This is a genomic window from Pseudomonas oryzihabitans, assembly GCF_007665395.1.
Classification (GTDB): Bacteria; Pseudomonadota; Gammaproteobacteria; order Pseudomonadales; family Pseudomonadaceae; genus Chryseomonas; species Chryseomonas psychrotolerans_C.
This window is the reverse complement of sequence record NZ_VDND01000004.1, coordinates 258,301-284,182: the sequence shown is the minus strand read 5'-3', so window position 1 is coordinate 284,182 and position 25,882 is coordinate 258,301. Positions and strand designations below refer to the sequence as shown.

Sequence of the window (25,882 nt, the reverse complement as noted above, 5' to 3'; positions counted from 1 at the left end):
CTGCCTCAGGTGCGCGCCACCGCCCGCTCGAAGGCGGCGCGAATGCGCTCTTCCGGCAGGTCCATGCCGATCAGCACGACGCGACTCTCGCGTACCTCGTCCGGCGCCCAGTCGCGCTCCCAATCGGCGGCATAGATCTGCTGCACGCCCTGGAACAGCAGGCGGCGCTCCTCGCCGGCGATGTTCAGCAGTCCCTTGTAGCGCAACAGGTCGCCGCCGAGGGTATCGAGCAGCATCTCCATCACGCCGCTGATCTTGGCCTGGTCGAAGGGACGCGGCTCGCGGATGGCGATGGAGTGGATACGTTCGCCGAGGCTGACGGCCTCGGACACCGGCCGCAGCGGGCGGAACAGGGTCGGCGCAGCCAGGTCTTCGTCGTGCAGGTTGAAGCCACGGATGTCCAGCAGCTCGGCCAGCTCAATGCGCCCATGATCGACATGACGGATGGGCGCGCGGCGGTTGATGCGCTGCAGGCGATTCTCCAGCGCCTCGACGGCGGCCGGCTCGGCCAGGTCGAGCTTGGTCAGCAGCAGGCGATCGGCGAAACCGATCTGCGCCTGCAGCAACGGATCGCTCAGTTGCTCGCTGGCATGAACGGTGTCCACCAGGGTCAGCACCCCGTCGAGCAGGTAGCGCTCGCGCAGGAGCTCGTCGGTGAAGAAGGTCTGGGCCACCGGACCGGGATCGGCGAGACCGGTGCATTCCACCACCAGGCGCTCGAAGTCCAGCTCACCGCTGTCCAGCCGCTCCAGCAGCACCGTCAGGGCGTAGGCCAGGTCCTTGCTGCCGGTGCAGCAGACGCAGCCATTGGCCACCTTCATCAGTTGCACGGCGCCGGCGTCTTCGAGCAGTTCGCCGTCGACGTCCAGGGCGCTGAATTCGTTTTCGATCACGGCGATCTTGAGGCCGTGCTCGGCCTGCAGGATGTGCTTGAGCAGGGTGGTCTTGCCGGCGCCGAGAAAGCCGGTCAGAACGGTGACGGGGATGGGTTCACGCATGGAAGACTCCAGACAGAAAGAGGCCGGGCGTGGAGCCCGGCCTTGGAACCTTTTCACGATCTCGCGAGCTAGAGCCAAACAAGGCGAAAAGGCCTGAGGAAGCGGAGTTTACGAGTGGTAAATGAGCATTCCGAAGGCATTTTCAACGCCGTTTGGCCGACGCGCAGCAGATCGTGAACAGGTTCCGATGGTGACCCTGGGTCAGCAGCAGCGTATGGCGCCGGACTTGCCACCACCGTAGCGCGCTTCCTGGCGCTCGCGGAAGAAGGCCTCGTAGCTCATCACCGGCTGGTCCGGGTGCTTGCCGCGCATGTGCTCGACGTAGGTGTCGTAGTCGGGCATGCCCACCAGCATCTTGGCGGCCTGCCCGAGGTATTTGCCCAGGCGTCCCAGGTCATTGAACATGAGGATTCTCCTTAGACGCCCGCGGCCGGCTGGAAGGGGGTCTCGCGGTCGCTGCGCTCGGGCTTGGCCAGGGCAGCGCGACCGACCTTGATGGAAAAGAACAGGATACTCATCACCACCACCAGGAACAGCACCGACAGGGTGGCGTTGGTATAGGCGTTGAAGACGATGTGCTGCATCTGCTCCAGGCTCTTGGCCGGCGCGATCACCTGGCCCTGGGCCAGGGCGGTGTTGTACTTCTTGGCCAGGGCCAGGAAGCCGACCGCCGGATTGCTATCGAACAGCTTGATCAGGCTAGCGGTGGTGGTGCAGATCAGCAGCCAGACGGCCGGCACCAGGGTGACCCAGACGTAGCGCTGGCGCTTCATCTTGATCAGCACCACCGAGCCCAGCATCAGGGCGATACCGGCGAGCATCTGGTTGGAGATGCCGAAAAGCGGCCAGAGGGTGTTGATGCCGCCCAGCGGATCGACCACACCCTGGTACAGCAGCCAGCCCCAGAGGGCGACGCAACCGGCGGTGCCAATGACGTTGGCGGTCCAGGAGTCGGTCTTCTTCAATGCCGGGACGAAGCTGCCCAGCAAATCCTGCAGCATGAAGCGTCCGGCGCGGGTACCGGCGTCCACTGCGGTGAGGATGAACAGCGCCTCGAACAGGATGGCGAAGTGGTACCAGAAGGCCATGGTGTTCTCGCCCGGCAGCACGTTGTGCATGATCTGGGCGATGCCCACGGCCAGGGTCGGGGCGCCACCAGCGCGAGCCAGGATGGTGTGCTCGCCGATCTCGGTGGCGGTGGCCTGCAGCATCTCGGGCGTCACCACGAAGCCCCAGGTGCTGATCTTGGCGGCCACCGAGACCACGTCGGCGCCGACCACGGCGGCCGGGCTGTTCATGGCGAAGTAGACGCCCGGCTCGATCACCGAGGCGGCGACCATGGCCATGATGGCGACGAAGGACTCCATCAGCATGGCGCCATAGCCGATGTAGCGGGCGTGGGTTTCCTTGGCGATCAGCTTGGGCGTGGTGCCCGAGCTGATCAGGGCGTGGAAGCCGGACACCGCGCCGCAGGCGATGGTGATGAACAGGAAGGGGAACAGGGTGCCCTTCCACACCGGACCGGTGCCGTCGACGAACTGGGTCAGGGCCGGCATCTTCAGCATCGGCATGGTCACCAGGATGCCGATGGCCAGGGCGATGATGGTGCCGATCTTGAGGAAGGTGGACAGGTAGTCACGCGGCGCCAGCACCAGCCAGACCGGCAGCACGGCGGCGACGAAGCCGTAGCCGATGAGCATCCAGGTGATCTGCACGCCGGTGAAGGTGAAGGCCGGGCCCCACACCGGATCGGCGGCGACCACGCCACCGGCCCAGATGGAGGCCAGCAGCAGCACCACGCCGATCAGCGATATCTCGCCGATGCGACCGGGGCGGATGTACCTCATGTAGACGCCCATGAACATGGCGATCGGCAGGGTGGCGATCACCGTGAACATGCCCCAGGGGCTCTCGGCCAGGGCCTTGACCACGATCAGCGCCAGCACGGCGAGGATGATGATCATGATAAGGAAGCAGCCGAACAGGGCGATGGTGCCGGGGATGCGACCCATCTCCTCGCGCACCATGTCGCCCAGGGAGCGGCCATTGCGACGGGTGGAGAGGAACAGCACCATGAAATCCTGTACCGCACCAGCGAAGACCACCCCGGCGATCAGCCAGAGGGTGCCGGGCAGATAGCCCATCTGGGCGGCGAGCACCGGGCCCACCAGCGGACCGGCACCGGCAATGGCGGCGAAGTGGTGGCCGAAGAGGATGTGCTTGTTGGTGGGCACGTAGTCCAGGCCGTCGTTGTTGAGCACCGCCGGCGTGGCGCGTTTGGCGTCGAGCCCCATCACCTTGGTGGCGATGAACAGGCTGTAGTAGCGGTAGGCGACGAGGTAGATCGCCACGGCGGCGACCACGATCCAGAGGGCATTGATCGCTTCGCCTCGACTCAGCGCCACGGTACCCAGGGCGAAGGCGCCCAGTACGGCGACGGCGAACCAGGCAAGATGGCTGGCCATTCGGGTCATTCTTGTTCTCCTGCCGCGCACCAGTGGCCGCGGCGATACTTGTTATTGTAAGAGCCTGTTCAAAGGCTCGCGAGCTAGCGCCAAACAAGGCGAAAATGGCTGAGGAAGCGGAATTTACGTAGGGTAAATGAGCATTCCGAAGCCGTTTTCAACGCAGGTTGGCCGACGCGCAGCAGTCTTTGAACGGGCTCTGGGAGCCCACAGCGGAGCAATACTACTATCGGCGGCGCGACGCGACAGCGAAATTCGCAGAACTACCCAAGGCCCGCTACGTAGTTCTACGTAGCGGCCAGCCCGGACAGGTGCCGATGCAGCTCAAATACAAGATGGTCGCCCTTGGCATCCTGCCCCTGCTGCTGGCGGTGGCGGCGGTCTGCCTGGTGGTGCTGGAACAGAGCCAGCGGCTTGGCGAGCAGCAGGCGCACCTGCTCGAACACAGCATCCTCGGCAGCAAGAAGGCCGAGCTGCGCAATTACGTGGAGATGGGCGTCAGCGCCATCCAGCCGCTGTACGGCAGCGGCCGCGACGACGAGGAGACCAAGGCCAGGGTGCTGGCGCTGCTGGCCAGCCTGAACTTCGGCAACGACGGCTACTTCTTCGTCTACGACCAGCACGGGCGCAACCTCATGCACCCGCGCCAGCCGGAGCTGGTCGGCCAGGACCTCTGGCAACTGACCGACGGCAATGGCCTGCTGGTGATCCAGGCGCTGCTGCACAGCGCCAGCCAGGGTGATGGATTCCAGCGCTACGGCTGGCAGAAGCCTTCCAGCGGCCAGATGGCGGAAAAGCTGGCCTACGTGACCCAGCTGCAGCGCTGGGGCTGGGTGCTGGGCACCGGCCTCTACCTGGACGACGTGGACGCCGCCCTCGCCCAGGTACGCCATGACGTGGCCGCGGGTGTCCGCACTACCCTGCTGGCCAGCGCCGGGGTTGCGTTGGTGGCGGTGCTGCTGGTGTTCGCCGGTGGGCTGACGCTCAACGTCAGCGAGCACCGCCTGGCCGACCGCAAGCTCAAGCAATTGACCCAGAGACTCATCACCTCCCAGGAGGAGGAAAGATCTCGGCTGTCGCGGGAATTGCACGACGGCATCAGCCAGCTGCTGGTCTCCATCAAGTTCCAGTTCGAACTGGCCAATCGCGAACTGGGCGCAGGCAAGGCAAGCGCCGGCGAGACCCTGCGCGAGGGCACCCAGCGCCTGGCCGCTGCCATCGGCGAGATCCGGCGCATCTCCCACGACCTGCACCCCTCGCTGCTGGATACCCTCGGCCTGCCCGCCGCGCTGGGCCAGCTGGTGGAAGAGTTCCGCCAGCGCAGTGGGCTGGCCGTGGACTACCGGCAGGGCCTGGAAGACAGCCCCGCGGGCGGCGAACTGGACGTCGCCCTGTTTCGCATCGTCCAGGAAGCCCTGACCAACATCGAGCGTCACGCTGCCGCCCAGCACGTGACCCTCGACCTGCAACGGCGCGGCCGCTGGATCTGCCTGGCCGTGCACGATGACGGTCGTGGCTTCGATACCGGCCAGGTGGACCGTCTTAGTGGCGGGATCGGCCTGCGCAACATCCGCGAGCGGGTGGAGTTGTTCGGCGGCCGGTGCGCCATCCAGTCCGGCCCTGGCAGCACGACCCTAGACGTGGTTCTGCTACGCTCCGACCTCCCCGCCGACGAGGAAAGCCCGACATGACGCCGATCCGCATCGTCCTGGTCGACGACCATGCCCTGGTCCGCGCCGGGGTCCGGGCGCTGCTGGGCACCATCGAACGCTTCGCGGTGGTCGGCGAGGCCAGCAGTGGCGAGGAAGCACTCGACCTGCTGGAGCCGCTGGATCCGGATATCCTGCTAGTGGACATCGGCCTCAAGGACATGAACGGCCTGGAGCTGACCGCGCAGATCTCCGCGCGCGCGCCGCGTGCCCGGGTGCTGATCCTGAGCATGTACGACAACCGCGAGTACGTCAGCACCTCGCTGCGGGTCGGCGCCGCCGGCTATGTGCTCAAGGACGCCCCTTCCGAAGAGATCATCGCCGCCGTCGAGGCGCTGGCGGTGGGTGGGCGTTTCTATAGCCCTGCCATCGCCGCCCGCCTGGGCGAAGGCGGCGCCAGCGAGCAGGACCTCACCCCGCGCGAGCGCCAGGTGCTGCTGCTGATGGCCCAGGGGCTCAACAACAAGGCCATGGCCCAGCAGCTGCAACTCAGCGTGCGCACGGTGGAAACCCATCGCCTGAGCATCCGGCGCAAGCTGGATATCCAGAAGCCGGCCGATCTGGTCCGGCACGCGCGGGAATACGGCTGGCGCGCCGAAGACGGCATCCGCCGCTGACGCCTGGCCACTGCTCGCGTCCAGGCGACCGACGAGCCGTCTCGCTCTGGCCCCCTGGCGCCGGGCCGGCTACCCTCGCGCGAGAAGTCGATACGGGGCGACGGCTGTCGTCTACAGTGATCAGGAAACCTCAGGAAGCCAGTCCATGAACGACACCACCGAGCGTCGCCGCTTTACCCGCTTCACCTTCGATGCACCCGCGCAGTTGCACCAGGGTGAACGCCAGTGGGCCGCCCCTGTGGACGACATCTCGCTCAAGGGCGTGCTGCTGGCCCGCCCTGCCGACTGGACGGCGCAACCGAGCGCGAGCTATCAGCTGCGCATCCTGCTCAACGACGAGACCCAGGTGGCCATGGACGTGGAGCTGGTACGGGAAACCCCGGCCCAGTTGGCCTTCGCCTGCCGGCAGATCGACCTGGACTCCATCAGCCACCTGCGGCGGCTGGTGGAGCTGAACCTCGGCGACGAGACGCTGCTGGAGCGCGAACTGGCGGCGTTGGGCGCGCGGTAAGCGAGGCATGGGTAGGTTGGGTCGAGCGAAAGCAAAGCCCAATGATGCCTGGAGTTCAAGGTTGCCCTGTTGGGCTTCGACGATGGAGCCGTCTCAACCCAACCTACACCAGGGGCCGGCATCCGTAGGTTGGTTGAGCGTTAGCGAAGCCCAACGGCGCCCGGGCTCAAGGCTGCCCTGTTGGGCTTCGACGATGGAGCCGTCTCAACCCAACTTACACCAGGGGCCGGCACCCGTAGGTTGGGTTGAGCGTTAGCGAAGCCCACCGGCGCCCGGGTTCAAGGTTGCCCTGTTGGGCTTCGACGATGGAGCCGTCTCAACCCAAGCTACGCCAGGGGTTGGCACCCGTAGGTTGGGTTGAGCGTTAGCGAAGCCCAACGGCGCTCGGGGTTCAAGATTGCCCGTTGGGCTTCGACGATGGAGCCGTCTCAACCCAACCTACACCAGGGGCCGGCACCCGTAGGCTGGGTTGAGCGTTAGCGAAGCCCAACGGCGCCCGGGGTTCAACGCGGCCTGTTGGGCTTCGACGATGGAGCCGTCTCAGCCCAACCTACATCTGGGGTCGGCACCCGTAGGTTGGGTTGAGCGTTAGCGAAGCCCAACGGTGCCTGGGATTCAACGCTGCCCTGTTGGGCTTCGACGATGGAGCCGTCTCAACCCAACCTACGGTCATCGTAAGCCAGGTTGAGTGCGGTGAAGCCCAAGGGTGCCTAAGTACTAGAACTCCAGATGCAGACCCACCACCAGGCGGGCGTCGTGGGTGTCTTCGCCCTCTTCGCGGGCCATGGCGGCGGTGTTGCCGTGGGTGGCGTTCCAGGAGACGCCGACATAGGGCGCCACTTCGGGAGTCACCTGGTATCTCAACCGGAGTCCGGCTTCGCTCTCGGCGAAGCCGGCGCCCTGGCCGCGGGCCTCGTCGTTGCGGCCGTAGAAGTTGAGTTCGGTATGGGGCTGGAGGATCAGCCGCTGGGTCAATTCCCAGTCGTATTCGGCCTCGACTCGCAGGGCGGTCTGGTTGTTCTCGCCGAAGAAGGCGGTGATCTCGACGTCGAGGTCTTCGGGATCGTGCTCCTGGATGCCTAGGGCGGCCCAGGTCTGCGGCGAGCCCGGCTTGAAGTCCTGGCGGATGCCGGCGACGGTGCCCCAGCCCTTGGTCAGGGCGTGCCCCCAGAGCGCCTGCGCCTCGGCCTGCTCGGTGTGGCCGTTGGTGCGTTCACCCTGGCTGCGAAAATCCAGCCGGTTGGCGCCGCCGCCGAAGGCCCAGCCTTCCAGGTCCCAGTTGAAGACGCTGCCCTCGTCGGCATGCTGCCATTCCAGCTGGTCCACTTCCAGGCTGGCCGGAGCGGCAGCGTTGGGATCGGCCGCCTGGGCCAGGGCACAGGTGGCAAGACCGGCGAACAACAGGGAGAGCGGGAGTAGACGAGGCATGGCGGTTATCCGGGATCATGGAAGCGCCCGATAGACCACCCTGCCCCACCAAGAGTTTTAAAAAATATTACGAAAGCGGTGTGGGCTATTCGAACAGCGCATCCAGCGCCTGCTCCAGACGGGTCACCGCCACCACCTGCAGGCCGGGCGGCGGATCCTTGGGGGCATTGCCCTTGGGCACGATGGCGCGCTTGAAGCCATGCTTGGCGGCCTCCTTCAACCGCTCCTGGCCACTCGGCACCGGGCGGATCTCGCCGGACAGGCCGATCTCGCCGAACACCAGCAGGTCATGCGGCAGGGCGCGGTCTCTCAGGCTGGAGATCACCGCGGACATCAGCGCCAGGTCCACCGCCGTTTCCAGCACCTTGACCCCGCCGACCACGTTGATGAAGACATCCTGGTCGTAGGTGGGGATGCTGCCGTGGCGGTGCAGCACCGCCAGCAGCATGGCCAGGCGATTCTGGTCGAGGCCGACGGTGACCCGCCGTGGATTGGCCAGGTGACTGGTGTCGACCAGCGCCTGGACCTCCACCAGCATGGGCCGCGAGCCTTCCCAGGTGGCCATGACCACGCTGCCGGCCACCGCTTCCTGGGCCCGATTGAGAAAGATCGCCGAGGGATTGGAGACCTCCTTGAGGCCCTTGTCGGTCATGCCGAACACGCCCAGCTCGTTGACCGCGCCAAAACGGTTCTTCACCGCTCTGAGCATGCGCAGGCGGCCGTCGGATTCGCCCTCGAAGTAGAGCACGGTGTCGACCATGTGCTCCAGCACCCGCGGCCCGGCCAGGGCGCCTTCCTTGGTGACGTGGCCGACCAGGAAGATGGCGGTGCCGGTCTGCTTGGCGAAGCGCACCAGCAGCGCCGCGCTCTCGCGCACCTGGGCCACCCCGCCGGGCGCGGATTGCAGCTGCTCGGTGAAGATGGTCTGGATCGAATCGATCACCATGACCCGCGGCTTTTCCTGGCGCGCGGTGGCGACGATGGTCTCGATGCAGGTTTCGGTCATCACCTTGAGCTTGTCTTCCGGCAGGCCCAGGCGGCGAGCACGCATGGCCACCTGCTGCTGCGATTCCTCACCGGTGACATAGAGCGCCGGCATGCGTGCGGCGAGGTGGCAGAGGGTCTGCAGGAGGATGGTGGACTTGCCGATGCCGGGATCGCCGCCGATCAGCACCACGGAGCCATCCACCAGCCCCCCGCCGAGCACGCGATCGAGTTCGGTGGAATCGGTGGTGAAGCGCGGGGTTTCCTCGACGCTGACCTCGGCCAGGGTCTTGATGGTCGCCTGCTGACCGGCCCAGCCGGCCCGCCCGGAGGGCACCGCGGAGGTCTCGACGACGGTTTCCACCAGGGTGTTCCAGGCGCCGCACTCGCCGCACTGGCCTGCCCACTTGGGAAAGGTGGCGCCGCATTCGGTGCAGCCGTAGAGACGCTTGGCCTTGGCCATGGCGGAATTCTCCAGTCGATAAGGGAATGCCACAGCATATCACGACTGGATGCATAGACAGTAAAAAGGCGCGATCCCTGGGGAGCGCGCCTCTCTGGCATGCCGGCTCGAGGACTAGTTGCCCTCGCCACCCGGCTGACGCAGCATGGTCAGGGCCTGGTTGGCCTGAGCGATGCACTTCTTCTCGTCACCGGCCTTCTGGGCGGCCATGGCGTTCTTGCGGAATTCGGCGATCTGGCTGGCCTGGGAGCTGCCCGGACCGATCATGTTGGTCTTCATCTTGCTGGCGTCATCCAGCTTCTGCAGCTGGACCGCGCAGAGATCCTTGGCGAACACGGGGGCGGCGGCGAACATCATCAGGGCGATCAGGGCGGTACGCTTCATGGGGACATCCTCGTTGGGAGGGCCGGGTAGGCCGGATTAACCTCGCTCACCCCGCGAAACTCGTCTGGGGTAACCCATTGACCGCGAGGTACCGCCGGTCGTTCAGCGTCCGGTCATCAGTGCCTGCTGCGAGGTTCTGGCGCTAGTGCTTGAGCGTCGAGACCATCTCCACGTCGCCCCGTAGCCAGACCGGCAATGCCTGCTGCCAGCGCTCCTGTTCGAGCACCTGCAGGTTGGCCAGCAGGCGGCTGTATTCCATAAATTCCCGCTGCACGAGGCGGCGCTGTTCTTCCACGGCCGCTTCGGTGATCCACAGGTGCCACTGTTGGTACATCGCTGTTTCGTTGGTCATCGGCTCCTCTCCACAGGAAGCCATGATGGCAACGCCAGCGGCCCTTGCCAATCGCGCTAAGCGAGGCTCGACGACCGGCGCCGAGCCGAGGGTTGCTAGGACGGGTATTTCAGCTGCTGGGCGATCTTGTCCTTGAGCAGCACCCGCTCCCGGCGCAGGCGACCCAGCTCTTCGTCGCCACTGGATTCTTCCACCGCTTCCAGATCGAGGATCTGCTGGTCGAGCTGCTGGTAGTCCTCCAGCAGCTTGGCGAAGGCCGGATCGGACTGCGGACGGCTGTCGAGCTGCTCGGCGTATTCGGGAAAGTCTTTGTGCAGGTCGTGTTTGGCAACCATCGAAGGCTCCTGGGTTCGGAATGGTGGGTTCGCAAGGGCCCCTGCCCTCGTCGTACAAGGGTGGACCCAAGCCCGTCGCCAAAGTGCGACAGCCACGACCAGTTGCCGGCCGCCAAGGGATTTGCCCCGTCCGGGGAACCTGGAGACCGTCAGCGAGGTTCCAAAGCCGAACGAAGCGGTCAAAATCGGCTATCGTCTCTTCGAAACCAATCAAAGGAGTGCAGCATGAGTATTCTCGCCGAGTTCAAGAAGTTCGCCATGCGCGGCAACGTGGTCGACCTGGCGGTCGGCATCATCCTGGGTGCCGCCTTCGGCAAGATAGTGTCGTCCTTCGTGGCCGACATCATCACGCCGCCGCTGGGCCTGTTGCTCGGGGGCGTGGACTTCTCGCAATTGGCGATCACGCTGCGGGCAGCCGTGGGCGACCAGCCGGCGGTGGTGATGTCCTATGGCAAGTTCCTGCAGACCATCTTCGACTTCGTGATCATCGCCTTCGCCATCTTCATGGCGATCAAGGTGCTCAATCGCCTGCGTCTGCACCAGGATGCCGCGCCGTCCGGTCCGACCAAGGACCAGGTGCTGCTGACCGAAATCCGTGACCTGCTCAAGGAGCAGAACAGCCAGGTGACCACGGCCCCCGTGGTGAAGCAGGATCCGCCGATCAACCCGCTGTAAGCTCCTCGCCGCATCCGCCTCACTCGGAGGCGGGTCGCTCCAGGCGGATCCAGCCGATCCGCCGGTCCTTGACCGACTCGACCGTCAGGTACCAGCCCTGGTATTCCAGGCGGTCACCCGCCACCGGCAGCCGTCCCAGCAGGTCCACCACCAGCCCTCCGAGGGTCTGGTAGTCCTCGTTTTCGGCGATCTGGAAACCGGTGCGCTGGGCCAGGGGATGCAGGTTCAGGCCGCCGCTGGCGCGATAGCCGTTCTCCACCTTCTCCAGCTCCGGAATGCTGTCTTCGCTGGCGTCCGGCAATTCACCAGCGATGGCCTCGAGGATGTCGGTCAGCGTCAGCAGGCCTTCGAAGCCACCGAATTCGTTGACCACGAAGGCCACGTGGGTCGAGGCCGCGCGCAGTTGCTCCAGGGCGCCCAGCACCGTGGCCTGGGCCGGCAGGTGGATGGGCGTGCGCACCCGGTTGCGCAGGTCGGGGGTCTGGCCCTGCAGGATGTCGGCGAACAATTCCTTCTTGTGCACGTAGCCCAGGGGTTCGTCGATGTTGCCGTTGACCACCAGCGGCAGGCGCGAGTGAGCCGAGGCCAGCAGTTGCGCGCGCAGTCGCTCGGGCGCGGCGTCGGCATCGAGGATGTCGACGTCGGCGCGGGCGGTCATCACCGTGCGCACCGGGCGCTCGCCCAGCTGCAGCACGCCACTGATCATCAGCCGCTCACGGCGATCGAACACCGGACCCTCGCCCTTCTCGCCATCCATCAGCTCGGCGATGTCCTCATCGACCTCGTCTTCGCGCAGGCGCCCACCCAGTAGCCGCAGCACGGCCTGGGAGGTGCGCTCGCGCATGCCGAGGCGTTCGTGCAACTGCCGCTTACGCTTCCAGCGCACCACCTGGTTGGCCAGCTCGATGAGGATCGAGAAGCCGATGGCGGCATAGAGGTACCCCTTGGGAATGTGGAAACCCAGGCCCTCGGCGGTCAGGCTCAGGCCGATCATCATCAGGAAGCCCAGGCACAGCATGATTACCGTGGGATGGGCGTTGACGAAGGCGGTCAGCGGCTTGCTCGCCACCAGCATCAGGCCGATGGAGATGATCACGGCGATCATCATCACGCTCAGGTGCTCGACCATGCCCACTGCGGTGATGACGGCGTCCAGCGAGAACACGGCGTCGAGCACCACGATCTGCGCCACCACCGGCCAGAAGGCGGCGTAGGCACGGTTGCCGCCGGTCTTGTGGGTATGGCCCTCGATGCGTTCGTGCAACTCGGTGGTGGCCTTGAACAGCAGGAAGATACCGCCGAACAGCATGATGAGGTCGCGGCCGGAAAACGCCTTGCCGAAGACCTCGAACAACGGCTCGGTGAGGGTCACCATCCAGGAGATGCTGGCCAGCAGGCCCAGACGCATGATCAGCGCCAGCGACAGGCCGATGACCCGCGCCTTGTCCCGCTGCGCGGGCGGCAGCTTGTCGGCGAGGATGGCGATGAAGACCAGGTTGTCGATGCCCAGGACGATTTCCAGGACGATCAGGGTGAGCAGTCCCAACCAGGCGGTGGGATCGGCGATCCATTCCATCAGCAGCGGGCCTCCGCAGGAAAGGGCCGGACGGCCACGGAGGAGATAAAGCGGGAGGGGGTATCAGCCGCACCTGGCCAGGGGGCCGGGGGCGGCTCGGATCTGTCACTGCTCATCGGGACTCGGAAGGTAACCTTGGAATGTCCGATCCTAGAGCAAGGCTGGGCAAAAGCTAAAGGTCCAACCTTTTCCAATTGTGAAGAAAACGTCAAGTCCGAGGACTGCCAAGGGTTGCAGCGGTTTCGCTACCAATAGTTTTCCACGGCCACCTGTCCCGGCCGGCGACTCAGCGCCAGTTGCAGATCGCGGGTCTTGAGCAGCTGGCGGGTGTCGTCGACCATCTCCGGATTGCCGCAGATGAGGATGCGCGAATGGTCAGGGGAAAACGCCACCCCGGCAGCGCGTTCCAGCTCACCGTTTTCGATCAGGTTGGTGATGCGGCCGCGCAGGGCGCCAGGATGGTCTTCGCGCGTCACCACGGGCACATAGACCAGGCGATCGGTGAGGCCTTCGAGATGCTCCACCTGGCCGTAGCCCTGGATGACTTCCTGGTAGGCCAGGTCGCGCGCCTCGCGCACGCTGTAGACCAGCACGATGCGTTCGAAGCGCTCCCAGGTGTCGGGCTCCTGCAGCATCGACAGGAAGGGCGCGAGGCCGGTGCCGGTGGCCAGCAGCCAGAGGTCGCGACCACCGCCGAAGCGCTCCAGGGTGAGATAGCCATAGGGCTGCTTTTCCACCAGCAGTTCGTCGCCCTCGCGCAGGCGACTCAGTTCGCTGGTGAAGGCGCCGCCCGGCACCACGATGGAGAAGAATTCGAGGAATTCATCGTGGGGCGCCGAGACCATGGAATAGGCCCGCCAGACCACGTCGCCATCGGCCTTGCGCACGCCCAGCCGGGCGAACTGGCCGGCGCGGAAGCGAAAGCGCGGATCGCGGGTGGTCCTCAGGCTGAAGAGGTTGTCGCTCCAAGGCCAGACGGCAGTGATCGTCTCGCGGGTGAACTTGTCTTCGGTGGCGGTCATACTGGCCTCTTTTTCCCGATTGCTTGGCGCCATTGTCCCGCACTGGGCCGCCGATAAACACCGACAGATACCATGCCTTCTCTCGTCTCGCCCTTCGCCACCCTCGAACTCGACCGTCAGCCGCCCCGTCGCGACGATCCCCTGCAGGCCTTCGACGCCGCCGACGAATACCTGCTGCAGCAGGTCGCCGAGGACGGCCTGGAGGCCGCCGCCCGGGTGCTGGTGCTCAACGACGCCTTCGGCGCCCTGGCCGTGAGCCTCGCCGGTCACGCCCGGGTGACCTCCAGCGGGGACTCGCACCTGGCGGCCCTGGCGCTGCAGGCGAATCTCGCGCGCAACGACCTCGCCGCCGACGCGGTGAGCTTCGTCCCGGCCAGTGCGGCGACCAGCGGTCCCTTCGACCTGGTGCTGGTGCGCGTACCCAAGACCCTGGCGCTGCTGGAAGAACAGCTGATCCGCCTGCACGGCCAGTTGGCACCCGGGGCCCGGGTGATCGCCGCCGGCATGCTCAAGCACCTGCCGCGCGCCGCGGGCGACCTGCTGGAGCGCCATGTCGGCCCGGTGCAGGCGTCGCTGGCGGTGAAGAAGGCGCGATTGCTCTACGCGACTCCCGAACCTCGTCCGCCAGTGGCCTCGCCCTACCCCAGCCGCTATCGCCTGGAGTCACCGGCGCTGACGCTGGTCAACCACGCCAACGTCTTCTGCCGCGAAGGCCTGGACATCGGCACCCGTGCCTTCCTGCCGTACCTGCCCCAGGGCCTGGGCAGCGCCCGGGTGGCCGACCTCGGTTGCGGCAACGGCGTGCTGGCCCTGGCCTGCGCCCTGGCGAACCCCGAGGCGCAGTTCACCCTGGTGGACGAGTCCTACATGGCGGTGCAGTCGGCGCAGGAAAACTGGTCGGCGGCCTTCGCCGAACGGCCGGCCGTCATCCGCGCCGGCGACGGCCTGGCCGACCAGCCGCCGGGCTCGCTGGACCTGATCCTGTGCAATCCACCCTTCCACCAACAGCAGGTGGTGGGCGATTTCCTCGCCTGGCGCATGTTCCAGCAGGCCCGCGCGGCGCTGACCGCCCGGGGCGAGCTATGGCTGGTGGGAAACCGCCATCTGGGTTATCACGTCAAACTCAAACGGCTGTTCAAGCGCGTCGAACAGATCGCCGCGACGCCGAAATTCGTGATCCTCAGGGCGGTCCAACCCCTCTGACATCACCCCGGAGAAGAGAGCTGCCCGCGTGCCATCCCTGCCCCTCGATCTCCACTACCTCGCCCTCGCCTTCGAACTGGTCGGCATCAGCGCCGCGGTGCACGCCATCGTCACGGTGCGCACCGCCCAGGGCGCCATGGCCTGGGCGATGGCGCTGGTGTTCATGCCCTTCCTCAGCCTGATCCCCTATCTGGTGTTCGGTCGGCGGCGCTTCGACAGCTACGTGAAGGCGCGGCGCCAGGCAGACGAGGAGATGGCGCGCCAGGCCGCCGAACTGGACTGGCGGCCCTGGATCGCCGAGGCCATGGCCGCCCAGCAGTGCAGCGCGGCCAACCGCAAGCTCAAGGCCATGACCGCCCTCACCGGCACGCCCTGCGTGGCCAACAACCAGGTGCGGCTGCTGGTCAACGGCGAAGAGACCTTCGCCGCCATCCTCGGCGCCATCCGCGGTGCCGAGAAAGTCGTGCTGGTGCAATTTTTCATCATCCACGACGACGCCCTCGGCCTCGCCCTGCAGAACACCCTGCTCGATCGCGCCCGCGCCGGAGTCAAGGTCTACCTGCTCTACGACGCCATCGGCAGCCATGCCCTGCCGCGGGCCTACGTGGAAAAGCTGCGCGACGCCGGCTGCGAGGTGAAGGGCTTCAGCAACAGACGCGGGCTGATCAACCGGTTCCAGGTCAACTTCCGCAACCACCGCAAGATCGTGGTGGTGGACGGCGAGGTCGGCTTCACCGGCGGGCTCAACGTCGGCGACGAATACATGGGGCTCAAGCCGCCCCTGGCCCCCTGGCGCGACACCCACCTGGAATTGCGCGGCCCGGCCCTGGCCACCCTGCAGGAAACCTTCGCCCAGGACTGGTACTGGGTGACCCGCAAACTGCCCACCCTGCTGCTGCCGGAACGCTACGAGGACGGCGGGGTGCTCTGCCAGGTGGTGCCCAGCGGCCCGGCGGACGACCAGGAGACCTGCTCGCTGTTCTTCGTCGAGGCCATCCACTCGGCGCGTCATCGCATCTGGATCACCTCGCCCTACTTCATCCCGGACGAGGCCGTCTCGGCGGCGCTGCGCCTGGCCGCCCTGCGCGGGGTGGACGTGCGCATCCTGCTGCCGTCGCGACCCGATCACAAGGTGGTCTACGCCGCTTCCTACCTCTATGCCTTCGAGGCGGTGCACGCCGGCATCCGGGTGTTCCGCTACGGTCCGGGCTTCCTGCACCAGAAGGTCGTGCTGATCGACGAGGACGTGGCCGCGGTGGGCAGCGCCAACCTGGACAACAGATCCTTCCGCCTCAACTTCGAGGTCATGGTGATGGTGATGGACGTCCAGTTTGCCTGGGAGGTGCGCAAGATGCTGGAGCACGACTTCAGCCGCTCGCGCGAACTCACCCCCGAGGACAACGCCGCCCTGCGCCGCTGGCGGCGGGTGGCCATGCGGGTGGCGCGGGTGTTCTCGCCGGTGCTCTAGCGGCCGGCGAGAAAGGGCAGCAGCGCCGCCAACACCTCCGCGGGTGACTCCTCCGGTTGCAGGTGACCACCCGACAGGGCCGAGCCACGCACGTCGCGGGCCCAGCGGCGCCAGATGGCCAGCGGCGTTTCCCCGCCGGCCTGGGTCGCCGGCCAGAGCACCAGCAGCGGGCACTGCACCAGATGGCCCCGGGCCTGGTCGGCGAGATCGTCGGCCAGGTCTTCCTCCGCGCCCGCGCGGTAATCCTCGCAGATGGCCTGGCGCACCGCCGGATCGCGAAAGGCTTGGCGATAGGCGGCCAGGGCCTGGGGCTCGACCCGTTCCAGGCCACCAGCCAGGCGCCCCAGGGCCAGATCGAGAAAGGCCTCGGGAGCGGCCGCCAGCAGCCGCTCGGGCAGGTCCGCCGGCTGGGCGAGAAAGATCCAGTGGAAATTCGCCAGGCTGCGCTCGCGGTCGAAGGCCTGCCAGACCTCAGGCGTGGGCACCACGGTGAGGGAGGCATAGCGCTCGACGCGCGCGGGGTGGTCCAGCGCCAGGCGATAGCCGACCCGGGCGCCCCGGTCGTGGCCGACCACCACGAAGCGCGGCTGGCCGAGTGCATCCATCAGCTCGACCAGGGCCGCCGCCACCCGCCGCTTGGTCCAGCGCGAGCGGCGGTCGAGCTGGCGACTGGCGCCATAGCCCGGCACGTCGGGCACCACCACCCGATAGTGCCGGGCCAGCACCGGCGCGATGTGGCGCCAGGCCAGGTGCGTCTGCGGATAGCCGTGCAGCAGCAGGACCGTCGGACCCTGGCCACCGACCACGCCCCTAAAGGTGGCCGAGGCCGTGTCCTGGCTGAGCGGGGAGAAACCGGGGAAGGCATTCATGGCTGGGGATGCTCCAGACGATCGACGAAGGCGGCGAGATCACGATTGAAGCGCGGCGCCTCTTCCAGGAAGGGTGCATGCCCGGACGCAGCGTAGCCTGTGACCGTGATACGCGGATTCAGCGCCAGGGCGCGGGCGATGGAGGCCTCGGGCCGCACCAGGGCGTCCTTTTCACCATAGAGCAGCCAGAGCGGCACGCGCGCTCCGCCGAGCCCCTTGGCGGCCGCCACATCCTGCCCCTGCACGGCGCTCTGCATGTCCCAGGAGGCCATGGCGGCGCTGGCGTACAGCCGCTGGAACAGCTCAGGCGCGGGTGGGGTGGCGAAGCACAGGGTAAGAAAGGTACGGATGGCGTCCAGATGGGTGCGCAGATCAGGGGAGACGAGATCCCGATAGACCTCGGGGTGCGGCACGATCTGCTCCGAGGCCAATTCGATGACGCCATCCACGTAGACCGCGCCAGCGATCTCGGCATCGCCATGCTGAGCCAGGTAGTTGGAGATCACCGTGGCACCCAGCGACCAGCCCACCAACACCGGGCGATGGGCCCCGGTGGTGGCAATGACGGTCGCCAAGTCATCGGCCCAGCGCCGTCCCTCGCGGTAGGGCGCAGCCCCGACCGGCTTGCCGGACAGGCCATGGCCGCGCAGGTCGTAGGTGATCAAGCGGAAGCGGCGCAACGCGGGGCTGGCAAGCTGGGCCTCCCAGTTCAACCGACTACCCAGCAGGCCATGGATGAAGATGAGAGGCACGCCCCTGGGATCGCCCTGTTCCTGGATCGCCAGCTCCACCCCGTCGGGAGCGGCCACCCGCCATTCGCGGGCCTCGGTGGCCGGACTGGTCAGACTCAGCAACAGGAGCAAGGACAGCAGGCGGACAGGTCTCATGGCAGGTCTCCAATCAGGGGGAGCCGCCAGCCTCGAGGCTGACACCAATGTCAGGGTCAAGCCCCGCCCGGCATGAGATAGTGGTGCCCTTCCGCTTCCAGACGCTTCGGATCTTCGCCATGACCGCACCCGCGCCTTCGCTCAGCATCGGTCAACTCGCCGCCGCGACCGGAGTCAGCGTGCGCTCGCTTCGTCACTACGAGGCCCAGGGCGTGCTGCTGGCGGGGCGCGGCGCCAACGGCTATCGCCAGTTCCCGGCCAGTGCCGTGGCGCAGGTCCGGCAGTTGCAGCGACTGCTCGGCGCCGGCTTCAGCCTGGCGGAGATCCGCCGCTTTCCCGACTGCATGCGGCTGATCGAGGGCGCCCAGGCCTGTCCGGAAACCTCGGCGGCCCAGCGCGAGCGGCTACGGACGCTGGAGCGGCAGATCGACGAACTGGAAGGCCGGCGCGCCCGGTTGCTGCAGATGCTGCGCGACAGCGAGGCCGCTTCGGCCTGAGGGGGGCGGGCGAGGAACGGCGCCGCCGCCTACCGGTCCCAGCCTTGGGTCGGTCTGGCCAGCACGGCTCGGGCACCCTGCCGAGGACACCGTCATGCGCCCCCTTCTGTTCGCTACCGCGGTCGCCAGTGGGCTGCTGTCCTCGGCGGCAATCAGCGCCGCGCCACGCAGCGTACCCTCCATCGATAGCGAGGACGCCGCCCTGGGTAGCGTGGAGGTCAGCGAAGCGTCCGGGCGCTTCCACCCGCTGCTCGGCCTCGATGCCCGCAATGGCGACTTCTCCCGAGGCAACTACGATGACGACGCGGCCAGCCTCGACCGCATTCCCTTGCACGCCCAGGCGGGCTTCGCCCTGGACCTGCACCAGAGGGCTGACGGCGCGGCCGATGCCTGGCTAGTGTTCAGCAGCAGCAATGGCTTCCATACCCCCTCCAGCGACGAAAGGGTCAGCCCGCGACGCTGGTACGAGAGCAACAACCTGCTGGGCCTAGTGGTATCCCCGGCGGAGGGCCTGCGGATCGGCGTCGTCTATACGGTCAAGACCAGCCCCAACGATGTCGCCGCCACCACCCAGGAGGCCAGCCTGACCCTGGCCTACCAGGCCGAGACCGGCTTCGGCGCCTGGCGGCCGGGCCTGGCGCTGACCACCCGCACCCAGGGCGACAGTGGCCTCTATACCCAGGGCAGCCTGGAGCCGGGGCTGGATCTCACCCCTGCTGGCCTGCGCCTGAGTTTCCCCAGCGCCCTGGGGGTGGGCTGGAAGGGTTTCTACGGACCGGAGTCCGGCGACCGCCTCTATGCGCGCACCGGCCTGGCCCTGGAGCAGCCATTCCGCTGGGGCGAGACCCGCTGGAGCGCCCGCGCCGAGGCCCTGGCGCTCTATCGCGACGGCGCCCTGCGCGAACTGAGCGGGCCCGAGGGCGAAACCGACGGCGTGGTGCCCCAGGTAACCCTGAGCCTGTCCATGGCCTACTAGCCCAGCGCTGTCGGCGGGACGGCACGGGGCTGAGCGTTACGCGGACCGCAGGTGCCGCGGCGACCGGCGCGGCCGTCCAACGGCGCCGGGAATGGCCTGGCCGTCACCCGACCGGGGGTTCGGCCAGCGTCCTGGAACGCCCGAGGACGGACGCGCTCGTCGCGGTCAGACGTGGAAGTGCTGCAGTTGCGCCTGCAGCCCCTGGCCGAGCCGGGCGAGATCGGCGGAAGCCTGGTTGGTCTGGACGCTGGAGGTTGCCGCCTGATCGGCGATTTCGCGCACGTTCAGGACGCTGCGATTGACCTCGCCGGCGACCGAGCTCTGCTGCTCGGCGGCGGTGGCGATCTGCTGCGTCATGGCCTGGACCCCGGCGATACCCGCGCAGATATGGTCGAGCGCCGCGCCGGTGTCGCGGATCAGGGTGACGCTGTTGGTGGTCAGGTTGCGGCTGGCGCTCATCCGCTCGACCACGGTCAGGGTCCCGCTTTGCAAGGCCTCGACCAGTTGCTGGATCTCCTGGGTGGACTGCTGGGTCCGCTGGGCCAGGGCGCGAACCTCGTCGGCAACGACGGCAAAGCCACGCCCGGCCTCACCCGCCCGCGCCGCCTCGATGGCCGCGTTGAGCGCCAGGAGGTTGGTTTGCTCCGCGACGGACTTGATGACGTCCAGCACGTTGCCGATCTTGCCGCTTTCCGCCTCCAGCTGGCTCATCGCCTGGGCCGCCTGCTCCACCTCGGTGGACAGCTGGTCGATCTGCTGGACGGTCTGCCTGACTACCTGACTACCCTGGCTGGCATGCCGCACGGCGCTGTCCACCGCCTCCGCGGTCTGCACCGCATTGCGGGCCACGTCCTGCACCGAGGTGGCCATCTGGTGCATAGCGGTGGCGACTCGCTCGATTTCGCGTTTCTGCTCCTGGGTGCCACGCAGACTGGTGTCGGTGATGGCCGACAATTCTTCGCTGGAGCTGGCGACCTGGGCGGCGCCCTCGCCGATGTGGCCGATCAGGCCACGCAGGCCGGCCGTGGTCCGGTTCAGGCTTTGCTGCAGCTGGCCGATCTCGTCCTGGCGGCGGTCATATCGACGTTCGGTGAGATCGCCCTGGCCCAATTGGGCGACATCCTGCACCACCTGGCGCAGGGCGGGGACGATCTGGCGATTGATCGTCCAGGCCGCGGCGATGCCGATGGCGAGGGCGGCGAGCAGGCAGCCGACCAGCCACCAGGAGGCTTGCTGGATGTCCTGACCGCGCAGCACCATCTGGGAGTCGTAGAGCGCGTTGCTCAGCTTGAGCAGGCCCTGATCGCTGGCGGTCAAGGCCTCGGTGGCCTGGGCGATCTTCAGCAGCGCCGCCTGGTTGACGTCCAGGGCTGCCCGGTAGCCCTTCAGGTAGGTGTCGAGCTGGCCGATGGCGTCGCGGTCCAGGCTGCCGAATGCCGCGCCGAGGCCACCCAGGCCGGTGATAGCCAGCTCGACCTGCTCGACGGCCTTCTGGAAGAACTTGGGCTCGCCACTGTAGGTGTAGCCGCGGGTTTCAAAGCGCGCCCGCTGGAATTGCTCCTTGAGCAGGGCGAGGCTCTGGCTGCGCTGGAACCGGGTCTCGAGATCGGCCGCGGTGTCCGCCAGCAATTCCTTCTGCAAGCCCTCCAGCACCTGCGTCGCCGCATCGGCATTCTTGCCCAGCAAGGCGCGGGCGCCGCCGCCGCTCTGGCGGCTGCCGCTGGCGCGATAGCTGTCTTCGGTGAGCTTGAACTTGTCCCGGTACTCGGTCACCGCCTTGGCGAAGCGTTCGAGAATCTCGCGATTCACCGGCTTGGTCATCACGGCGTCCAAGGCGGCGTAGCCGGCGTCGATGCGCTTGAGCGTCGCCTGCACCGCCTGCGCCTTTTCCGGCTCGCCGACGCTTCGCAGGTATTCGGCGTGATCCAGCCCCAGGGCCGAGACCTCCTGCTGAAGGACGTTGACCTTGCCCATGACGTCCATGCGCCAGGACAGCTTGCCGATGGCGCTCCAGCCGACCAGGCCCAGGGCCAGGCAGAGCAGCAGCACCGCGCTGAAACCCAGCGCCAACTTCTTGCCTACGGAAACGTTGCCAAACCACCTAGTCATAGCGGCGTCCTCTATTAGAGCGCTCAAGGGTCAAGAAGCTGCACGGGTATCCGAGCGCTATCGGCAGACGTCAGACAATCTTGAGGTCAAAACGCCCCGCTCGGCGACGGAAAGCAGCGTCCCAGAGGCCTTGACGAAGCCAGAGCACAGGCGCTGCGCGGCGCCCCGGCGCGAGGAGCAGCGCTGCCGCCCCGCTCGACGGAGCGCTCGCGCTTGCAGCTACGAGGTCCGGCTAGCCCAGTGGCGCCACGCCCAGCCCTTCCACCAGCGTCTCCAGGGCGCGCAGGCCGGCCACCGAGTTGCCGTAGCTGTCCAGCCGCGGCGACCAGACACAGAGGCTCAGTTGTCCTGGCACGATGGCGACGATGCCGCCCCCTACCCCGCTCTTGCCCGGCAGGCCAACGCGCCAGGCGAAGTCGCCGGCCGCATCGTAGAGGCCGCAGGTCAGCAGCAGGGCATTGAGCTGGCGGGTCTGCTGGGGCGTCACCACGGCCTGGCCGTCCTGGGGGTTGATGCCGCCGTTGGCCAGGAAGGCGAAGGCACGGGCCACGTCGACGCAGCTCATGGCCAGGGCGCAGCCGTGGAAATAGACGTCGAGGACGTCATCGACCTCGCTGTGCAGATTGCCATAGGCCTTCATCAGATAGGCCAGGGCGGCGTTGCGCGCCTTGTGCTCCATCTCCGAGCGGGCCACCCGGTCGTCGAAGTTGAGCGCCGGGTTCCCGGCCAGGCGCCGCGCCTGTTCGCGCATCATCCAATGGATGGACATGATGCGCGACACCAGCAATTCGCAGACCAGCACGGCGCCGGCATTGATGAAGGGATTGCGCGGGATGCCCTGCTCGCCTTCCAGCTGCACCATGGAATTGAAGGCCTGCCCGGAAGGCTCGCGGCCGACGCGGGTCCAGATGTCCGCCTCGTCCAGGCGCTGCATGGCGATCACCAGGTTGAGCACCTTGGAGATGGACTGGATGGAAAACGGCGTATCGGCCGCTCCCGCCTGCCAGACCTGGCCCTTGACGTCGCATACCGCGATGCCGAACTGATCCGGCGCCACCTCGGCTAGCGCCGGTATGTAGTCGGCCACCTTGCCTTCGCCGAAATGGCGCGGCGCGGCGGCGGCGATGCGGTCGAGCAGCGGTTGCAGTTGCTGGCGGTCGAAGGGCTCTGGCATGGCGAATCCGAAGCGGGCGGGGGCGCCAAGTGTAGGGGGCGTAGCAGCCTCAGGCGAGACCCGGCTGCCGCTGGCCTTATCGAAGGCAGCAGCGTTTCGGGCGTAGCGGCGCTGGGGTAGGTTGGGCTGAGCGCAGCGAAGTCCAACGGAAGGTGCTCTGATGCGGGCGGCCTGGGTCGCAGACAACAATCCCTCGCCAAGGCTGGCGCGCTCGCCTGAAACACCCACTAGGGCAACCGGAAATCAGACCGGCACGTCGCCGTCGACCTGGTAACGTTGGGCTTCGCTGCGCTCAACCCAACCTACACCTTTCTCACAACCCCAGCTCGCTCAACCCCGGATGATCGTCCGGCCGCCGACCGTGGGGCCAGAGAAACAGCCGCTCGGTTTCGCTGATCGGCAGGTCGTTGATGCTGGCGTGACGTTCGGCCATCAGACCCTGGTCGTCGAAATACCAGTTCTCGTTGCCGTAGGAGCGGTACCACTGGCCGTTCTCGTCCTGCCATTCGTAGGCGAAACGCACGGCGATGCGTGCCTCGCTGAAGGCCCAGAGTTCCTTGATCAGCCGGTATTCGTGTTCGCGGTGCCACTTGCGGGTGAGGAAGGCCTCGATGGCGGCGCGGCCCTGGAAGAATTCCGCGCGGTTGCGCCAGCGACTATCGGCGGTATAAGCCAGTGCCACCTTGGCCGGATCGCGGCCGTTCCAGCCGTCTTCGGCGGCGCGGACCTTTTGCCGGGCGGTGTCCAGGGTGAAGGGCGGTAGCGGGGGGCGGGCAGCGCTCATGGGGCATTCCTTGGGAAGTGAAGCCCCAGTGTCGGCGCGCCGCGCCTGGGTCGCAAGGTCGATCACCCCACGGATATGGCCAGGTCGCTCAGACTTCGACCAGCCGATAGTGCAGCCCCCGCACCACCGCCTCCACTCTATTGCGCGCCCCCAGTTTGCGGGCGGCGGAATTGAGGTGCAGGTTGACCGTGGCGGTGGATCTGTTGAGCGTGGCGGCGATGCGCTTGGCGGTCAGGCCCTTGGCCGAATACTGCAGGCATTCGCGCTCGCGCGGCGTCAGGCGGACCTGGCCACAGCGGCGCTCGGCCGGGGCCAGCAGTTCGTCGGCGCGGGCCTGGAAGGCATGGGCCAGCACCAGGAAGGCGCCCAGGCAGGCCTCGCCGGCGGCCTCGGCGTCGCGGGCGTCGGCATCGAGGATGCCAGTGAGGGTGGCGAAGGCCCCACCGGGCAGGTGCAGCGGCACCGTCACCCCGGTGGCCAGGCCGCTGTCACGGACATAGCAGGTGACCGGGCGATGGCTGTCCCCCAGGTACTCCCGCAGGGCGTTGCGGGTTTCGCTGCGAAACGACCAGACGAAGGGCGCGGCGCGGCGGCTGGCGCACTGCTGCACCGGATCGATCTGGTAGTAGCCGCGCTCGCACCAGAAGGCCTGCATGTCCGCCGGGGCATTGCGTACCTTGAATACCGAGGGCGTGATGAGCACCCCCTCGTGACTCAGCGGCACCGGCGCATAGTCGTAGATCAGCGCCTTGCAGCCCAGGCCGTCGGCGGTTTCCTGCACGGCGTCCAGGCAGGCATCGAGGCTGGCCAGTCCGGCGAGCCGACTGCTGAAGGTGACCAGATCGGCATGCATCTTGGAGTTCCCCCTGGGGTCGCGATGAGGAAAGGAAGCAAAGGCTCTGCCAGTCGCCCGCTAGCGAGCGCAAACCTAGCACTTTTGTGGATAGGGCCCTCGCCCGCCCTGGCCTAGAGTCGGGTTCACCCCCGCCCCTTCGAGGAAACCGCCATGACCCAGCACGCTCCGTCCGGCGACAGCGCCGACCTTGCCCGCTTCGGCTACACCCAGGAACTCAGGCGCCAGCTCGGGTTGAAGGACCTGCTGATCTACGGCCTGGTGTTCATGGTACCCATCGCGCCCTTTTCCATCTTCGGCGGGGTGTTCGACGCCAGTCACGGCATGGTGCCCCTCACCTACCTGATCGGCTTCATCGCCATGCTGTTCACCGCCGTCAGCTACCAGCAGATGTCGCGCGCCTTCCCGGTGGCCGGCTCGGTCTACGCCTACGTCGGTCGCGGCCTGCACCCGGCCCTGGGTTTCCTCGCCGGCTGGGCCATCCTGCTCGACTACCTGCTGGTGCCCACCCTGCTCTATGTGATCGGCGCCAACGCCATGGCCAACGTCATCCCGGCCATTCCCCAGCCATTGTGGATCCTCTTCTTCGTCGGCCTCAACACCCTGGTCAACCTGCGCGGCATCGAGACCACCGCCCGCGCCAACCGCCTGTTCCTCTATGGTCAGCTGGCGGTGCTGCTGGTGTTCGTGGTGCTGGCGTCGCTGGCCATCAGCCGCGGCGTCAACGGCGCCGAGTGGAGCCTGAAACCGCTGTACAACCCCCAGGAATTCTCCCTGCCGCTGATCTTCAGCGCCCTGTCGGTGGCGGTGCTGTCCTTTCTCGGCTTCGATGCCATCTCCACCCTTTCCGAGGAAACCCGCGGCGGTAGCCGGGTGGTGGGTCGCGCCACCCTGCTGGCCCTGACCCTGGTGGCCGCGCTGTTCATGGTGCAGACCTGGCTGGCCGCCCTGCTGCAGCCCAACCTGATCCAGTACCCCGATGCCGATGCCTCCAACAATGCCTTCTACGAGATCGGCCGGCTGATCGCCGGGCCCTGGCTGCAGGTGGTGATCGCCCTGGCGGTGGCCATCGGCGCGGCCATCGCCAATGCGCTGGTAGCCCAGGCCGCCACCTCGCGCCTGCTGTTCGCCATGGCCCGTGATCGCCAGTTGCCGCAGTTCCTGCGCCAGATCCATCCCGAGACCCGGGTGCCCCAGCGGGCCATCCTGCTGGTGGCGGCGCTGAGCCTGGTGCTGGGACTGTTCTTCGTCGGCCAGATCAATCTGCTGGCCTCCATGTGCAACTTCGGTGCGCTGACCGCCTTCCTGCTCCTGCATGTGGCAGTCGCCTGGCACCACCGGGGCGCCGGTCGGCCGCTGCTGTACGCCCTGGTGCCGCTGGTCGGCTTCATCATCCTCGCCTATGTGCTGTTCAACGCCGACGTCTACGCCAAGGTCGGCGGCAGTTGCTGGATGGTGCTGGGGCTGGCCGTGCTGGCCTTCCTGAAGGTCAGCGGCCGAACCGTGGAATTCAAGGCCAACGACGCCCTCCACTAGGCATCAC

At 67.1% G+C, this 25,882-nt stretch carries 25 protein-coding genes and 1 pseudogene; 9 read left to right on the top strand and 17 right to left on the bottom strand.

Annotation, left to right across the window (positions count from 1 at the left end):
• Positions 1 to 5: 5 nt before the first annotated feature.
• The 3 genes from yjiA to FSV73_RS11340 form a co-directional block, all read right to left on the bottom strand.
• A complete protein-coding gene (gene yjiA, locus FSV73_RS11350; RefSeq protein ID WP_145007755.1) occupies positions 6 to 998 on the bottom strand; it encodes a GTPase in 993 nt (330 codons plus the stop codon).
• 201 nt (positions 999 to 1,199) lie between these two features.
• Positions 1,200 to 1,403 carry a YbdD/YjiX family protein gene (locus tag FSV73_RS11345; RefSeq protein ID WP_145007753.1) on the bottom strand — a complete coding sequence of 68 codons (204 nt, stop codon included), beginning with the start codon at positions 1,401 to 1,403 and terminating at the stop codon, positions 1,200 to 1,202.
• 11 nt (positions 1,404 to 1,414) lie between these two features.
• The gene (locus FSV73_RS11340; RefSeq protein WP_145007751.1) at positions 1,415 to 3,472 is read right to left on the bottom strand and encodes a carbon starvation CstA family protein; all 2,058 of its coding nucleotides are present in this window, start codon (positions 3,470 to 3,472) and stop codon (positions 1,415 to 1,417) included.
• A gap of 308 nt (positions 3,473 to 3,780) precedes the next feature.
• Here FSV73_RS11340 and FSV73_RS11335 point away from each other — a divergent pair, with 308 nt between their 5' ends.
• The 3 genes from FSV73_RS11335 (at position 3,781) to FSV73_RS11325 (ending at position 6,300) form a co-directional block, all read left to right on the top strand.
• Positions 3,781 to 5,154, top strand: a complete 1,374-nt coding sequence (locus FSV73_RS11335) for a cache domain-containing protein (protein ID WP_145007749.1) — start codon at positions 3,781 to 3,783, stop codon at positions 5,152 to 5,154.
• Positions 5,151 to 5,789, top strand: coding sequence for a response regulator (locus tag FSV73_RS11330; protein WP_145007747.1), 639 nt, complete (start codon positions 5,151 to 5,153; stop codon positions 5,787 to 5,789). Before FSV73_RS11335 ends, FSV73_RS11330 begins: the two co-directional genes overlap by 4 nt.
• Before the next feature lie 145 nt (positions 5,790 to 5,934).
• Positions 5,935 to 6,300 (top strand): PilZ domain-containing protein, encoded by a 366-nt coding sequence (locus FSV73_RS11325; protein ID WP_145007745.1) that lies wholly within the window; start codon positions 5,935 to 5,937, stop codon positions 6,298 to 6,300.
• A gap of 717 nt (positions 6,301 to 7,017) precedes the next feature.
• Here FSV73_RS11325 and FSV73_RS11320 read toward each other — a convergent pair.
• The 5 genes from FSV73_RS11320 to FSV73_RS11300 form a co-directional block, all read right to left on the bottom strand.
• On the bottom strand, positions 7,018 to 7,728 hold the full coding sequence (locus FSV73_RS11320) for a copper resistance protein B (RefSeq protein WP_145007743.1): 711 nt from the start codon (positions 7,726 to 7,728) through the stop codon (positions 7,018 to 7,020).
• Positions 7,729 to 7,813: 85 nt separating this feature from the next.
• A complete protein-coding gene (gene radA / locus FSV73_RS11315) occupies positions 7,814 to 9,175 on the bottom strand; it encodes a DNA repair protein RadA (protein WP_058760248.1) in 1,362 nt (453 codons plus the stop codon).
• Positions 9,176 to 9,289: 114 nt separating this feature from the next.
• Positions 9,290 to 9,559 carry a hypothetical protein gene (locus tag FSV73_RS11310; protein WP_145007741.1) on the bottom strand — a complete coding sequence of 90 codons (270 nt, stop codon included), beginning with the start codon at positions 9,557 to 9,559 and terminating at the stop codon, positions 9,290 to 9,292.
• Between the two features lie 142 nt (positions 9,560 to 9,701).
• Positions 9,702 to 9,911 carry a hypothetical protein gene (locus tag FSV73_RS11305; RefSeq protein ID WP_145007739.1) on the bottom strand — a complete coding sequence of 70 codons (210 nt, stop codon included), beginning with the start codon at positions 9,909 to 9,911 and terminating at the stop codon, positions 9,702 to 9,704.
• A gap of 95 nt (positions 9,912 to 10,006) precedes the next feature.
• Entirely contained in the window at positions 10,007 to 10,246 is a 240-nt protein-coding gene (locus FSV73_RS11300; RefSeq protein WP_145007737.1) for a YdcH family protein, read from the bottom strand.
• A gap of 225 nt (positions 10,247 to 10,471) precedes the next feature.
• On the opposite strand from FSV73_RS11300, the gene mscL reads away from it, so the two are divergent.
• Positions 10,472 to 10,921 (top strand): large-conductance mechanosensitive channel protein MscL, encoded by a 450-nt coding sequence (gene mscL / locus FSV73_RS11295; protein WP_145007735.1) that lies wholly within the window; start codon positions 10,472 to 10,474, stop codon positions 10,919 to 10,921.
• Between the two features lie 19 nt (positions 10,922 to 10,940).
• Here mscL and FSV73_RS11290 read toward each other — a convergent pair whose 3' ends face one another.
• Both FSV73_RS11290 and FSV73_RS11285 read right to left on the bottom strand, forming a co-directional pair.
• Positions 10,941 to 12,497, bottom strand: coding sequence for a TerC family protein (locus tag FSV73_RS11290; RefSeq protein ID WP_145007733.1), 1,557 nt, complete (start codon positions 12,495 to 12,497; stop codon positions 10,941 to 10,943).
• Between the two features lie 245 nt (positions 12,498 to 12,742).
• Positions 12,743 to 13,519: a ferredoxin--NADP reductase gene (locus tag FSV73_RS11285; RefSeq protein WP_145007731.1), complete on the bottom strand. Its 777-nt coding sequence runs from the start codon at positions 13,517 to 13,519 to the stop codon at positions 12,743 to 12,745.
• Between the two features lie 72 nt (positions 13,520 to 13,591).
• Between FSV73_RS11285 and FSV73_RS11280 the strand changes: the two genes are divergently transcribed.
• Entirely contained in the window at positions 13,592 to 14,722 is a 1,131-nt protein-coding gene (locus FSV73_RS11280) for a methyltransferase (protein ID WP_145007729.1), read from the top strand.
• A 28-nt stretch (positions 14,723 to 14,750) separates the two neighbouring features.
• Positions 14,751 to 16,190, top strand: a complete 1,440-nt coding sequence (gene cls / locus FSV73_RS11275) for a cardiolipin synthase (protein ID WP_145007727.1) — start codon at positions 14,751 to 14,753, stop codon at positions 16,188 to 16,190.
• Here cls and FSV73_RS11270 read toward each other — a convergent pair.
• Together FSV73_RS11270 and FSV73_RS11265 are read right to left on the bottom strand one after the other, a co-directional pair.
• Positions 16,187 to 17,059, bottom strand: a complete 873-nt coding sequence (locus FSV73_RS11270; RefSeq protein ID WP_145007725.1) for an alpha/beta fold hydrolase — start codon at positions 17,057 to 17,059, stop codon at positions 16,187 to 16,189. The genes cls and FSV73_RS11270 overlap by 4 nt on opposite strands.
• Positions 17,056 to 17,946: an alpha/beta fold hydrolase gene (locus tag FSV73_RS11265; protein ID WP_145007723.1), complete on the bottom strand. Its 891-nt coding sequence runs from the start codon at positions 17,944 to 17,946 to the stop codon at positions 17,056 to 17,058. The genes FSV73_RS11270 and FSV73_RS11265 overlap by 4 nt, the downstream gene beginning before the upstream one ends.
• A gap of 119 nt (positions 17,947 to 18,065) precedes the next feature.
• Here FSV73_RS11265 and FSV73_RS11260 point away from each other — a divergent pair, with 119 nt between their 5' ends.
• Entirely contained in the window at positions 18,066 to 18,443 is a 378-nt protein-coding gene (locus tag FSV73_RS11260; protein ID WP_145007721.1) for a MerR family transcriptional regulator, read from the top strand.
• Positions 18,444 to 18,537: 94 nt separating this feature from the next.
• A complete protein-coding gene (locus tag FSV73_RS11255; RefSeq protein WP_260856060.1) occupies positions 18,538 to 19,419 on the top strand; it encodes a hypothetical protein in 882 nt (293 codons plus the stop codon).
• 165 nt (positions 19,420 to 19,584) lie between these two features.
• Here FSV73_RS11255 and FSV73_RS26115 read toward each other — a convergent pair whose 3' ends face one another.
• The 5 genes and pseudogenes from FSV73_RS26115 to FSV73_RS11235 form a co-directional block, all read right to left on the bottom strand.
• The gene (locus FSV73_RS26115; RefSeq protein WP_437179282.1) at positions 19,585 to 20,298 is read right to left on the bottom strand and encodes a methyl-accepting chemotaxis protein; all 714 of its coding nucleotides are present in this window, start codon (positions 20,296 to 20,298) and stop codon (positions 19,585 to 19,587) included.
• Between the two features lie 144 nt (positions 20,299 to 20,442).
• A pseudogene (locus FSV73_RS26110) lies at positions 20,443 to 21,528 on the bottom strand (methyl-accepting chemotaxis protein); the annotation flags it as partial.
• A 232-nt stretch (positions 21,529 to 21,760) separates the two neighbouring features.
• Positions 21,761 to 22,675, bottom strand: coding sequence for a glutaminase B (glsB, locus tag FSV73_RS11245; RefSeq protein ID WP_186309218.1), 915 nt, complete (start codon positions 22,673 to 22,675; stop codon positions 21,761 to 21,763).
• Between the two features lie 340 nt (positions 22,676 to 23,015).
• Complete coding sequence (locus FSV73_RS11240; RefSeq protein WP_145007715.1) at positions 23,016 to 23,486, bottom strand: DUF1348 family protein; 471 nt, start codon at positions 23,484 to 23,486, stop codon at positions 23,016 to 23,018.
• A gap of 88 nt (positions 23,487 to 23,574) precedes the next feature.
• Positions 23,575 to 24,339 carry a LuxR family transcriptional regulator gene (locus FSV73_RS11235; protein ID WP_145007713.1) on the bottom strand — a complete coding sequence of 255 codons (765 nt, stop codon included), beginning with the start codon at positions 24,337 to 24,339 and terminating at the stop codon, positions 23,575 to 23,577.
• Between the two features lie 153 nt (positions 24,340 to 24,492).
• Between FSV73_RS11235 and FSV73_RS11230 the strand changes: the two genes are divergently transcribed.
• Positions 24,493 to 25,875: an APC family permease gene (locus tag FSV73_RS11230; RefSeq protein ID WP_145007711.1), complete on the top strand. Its 1,383-nt coding sequence runs from the start codon at positions 24,493 to 24,495 to the stop codon at positions 25,873 to 25,875.
• The last annotated feature ends 7 nt before the right edge of the window (positions 25,876 to 25,882 follow it).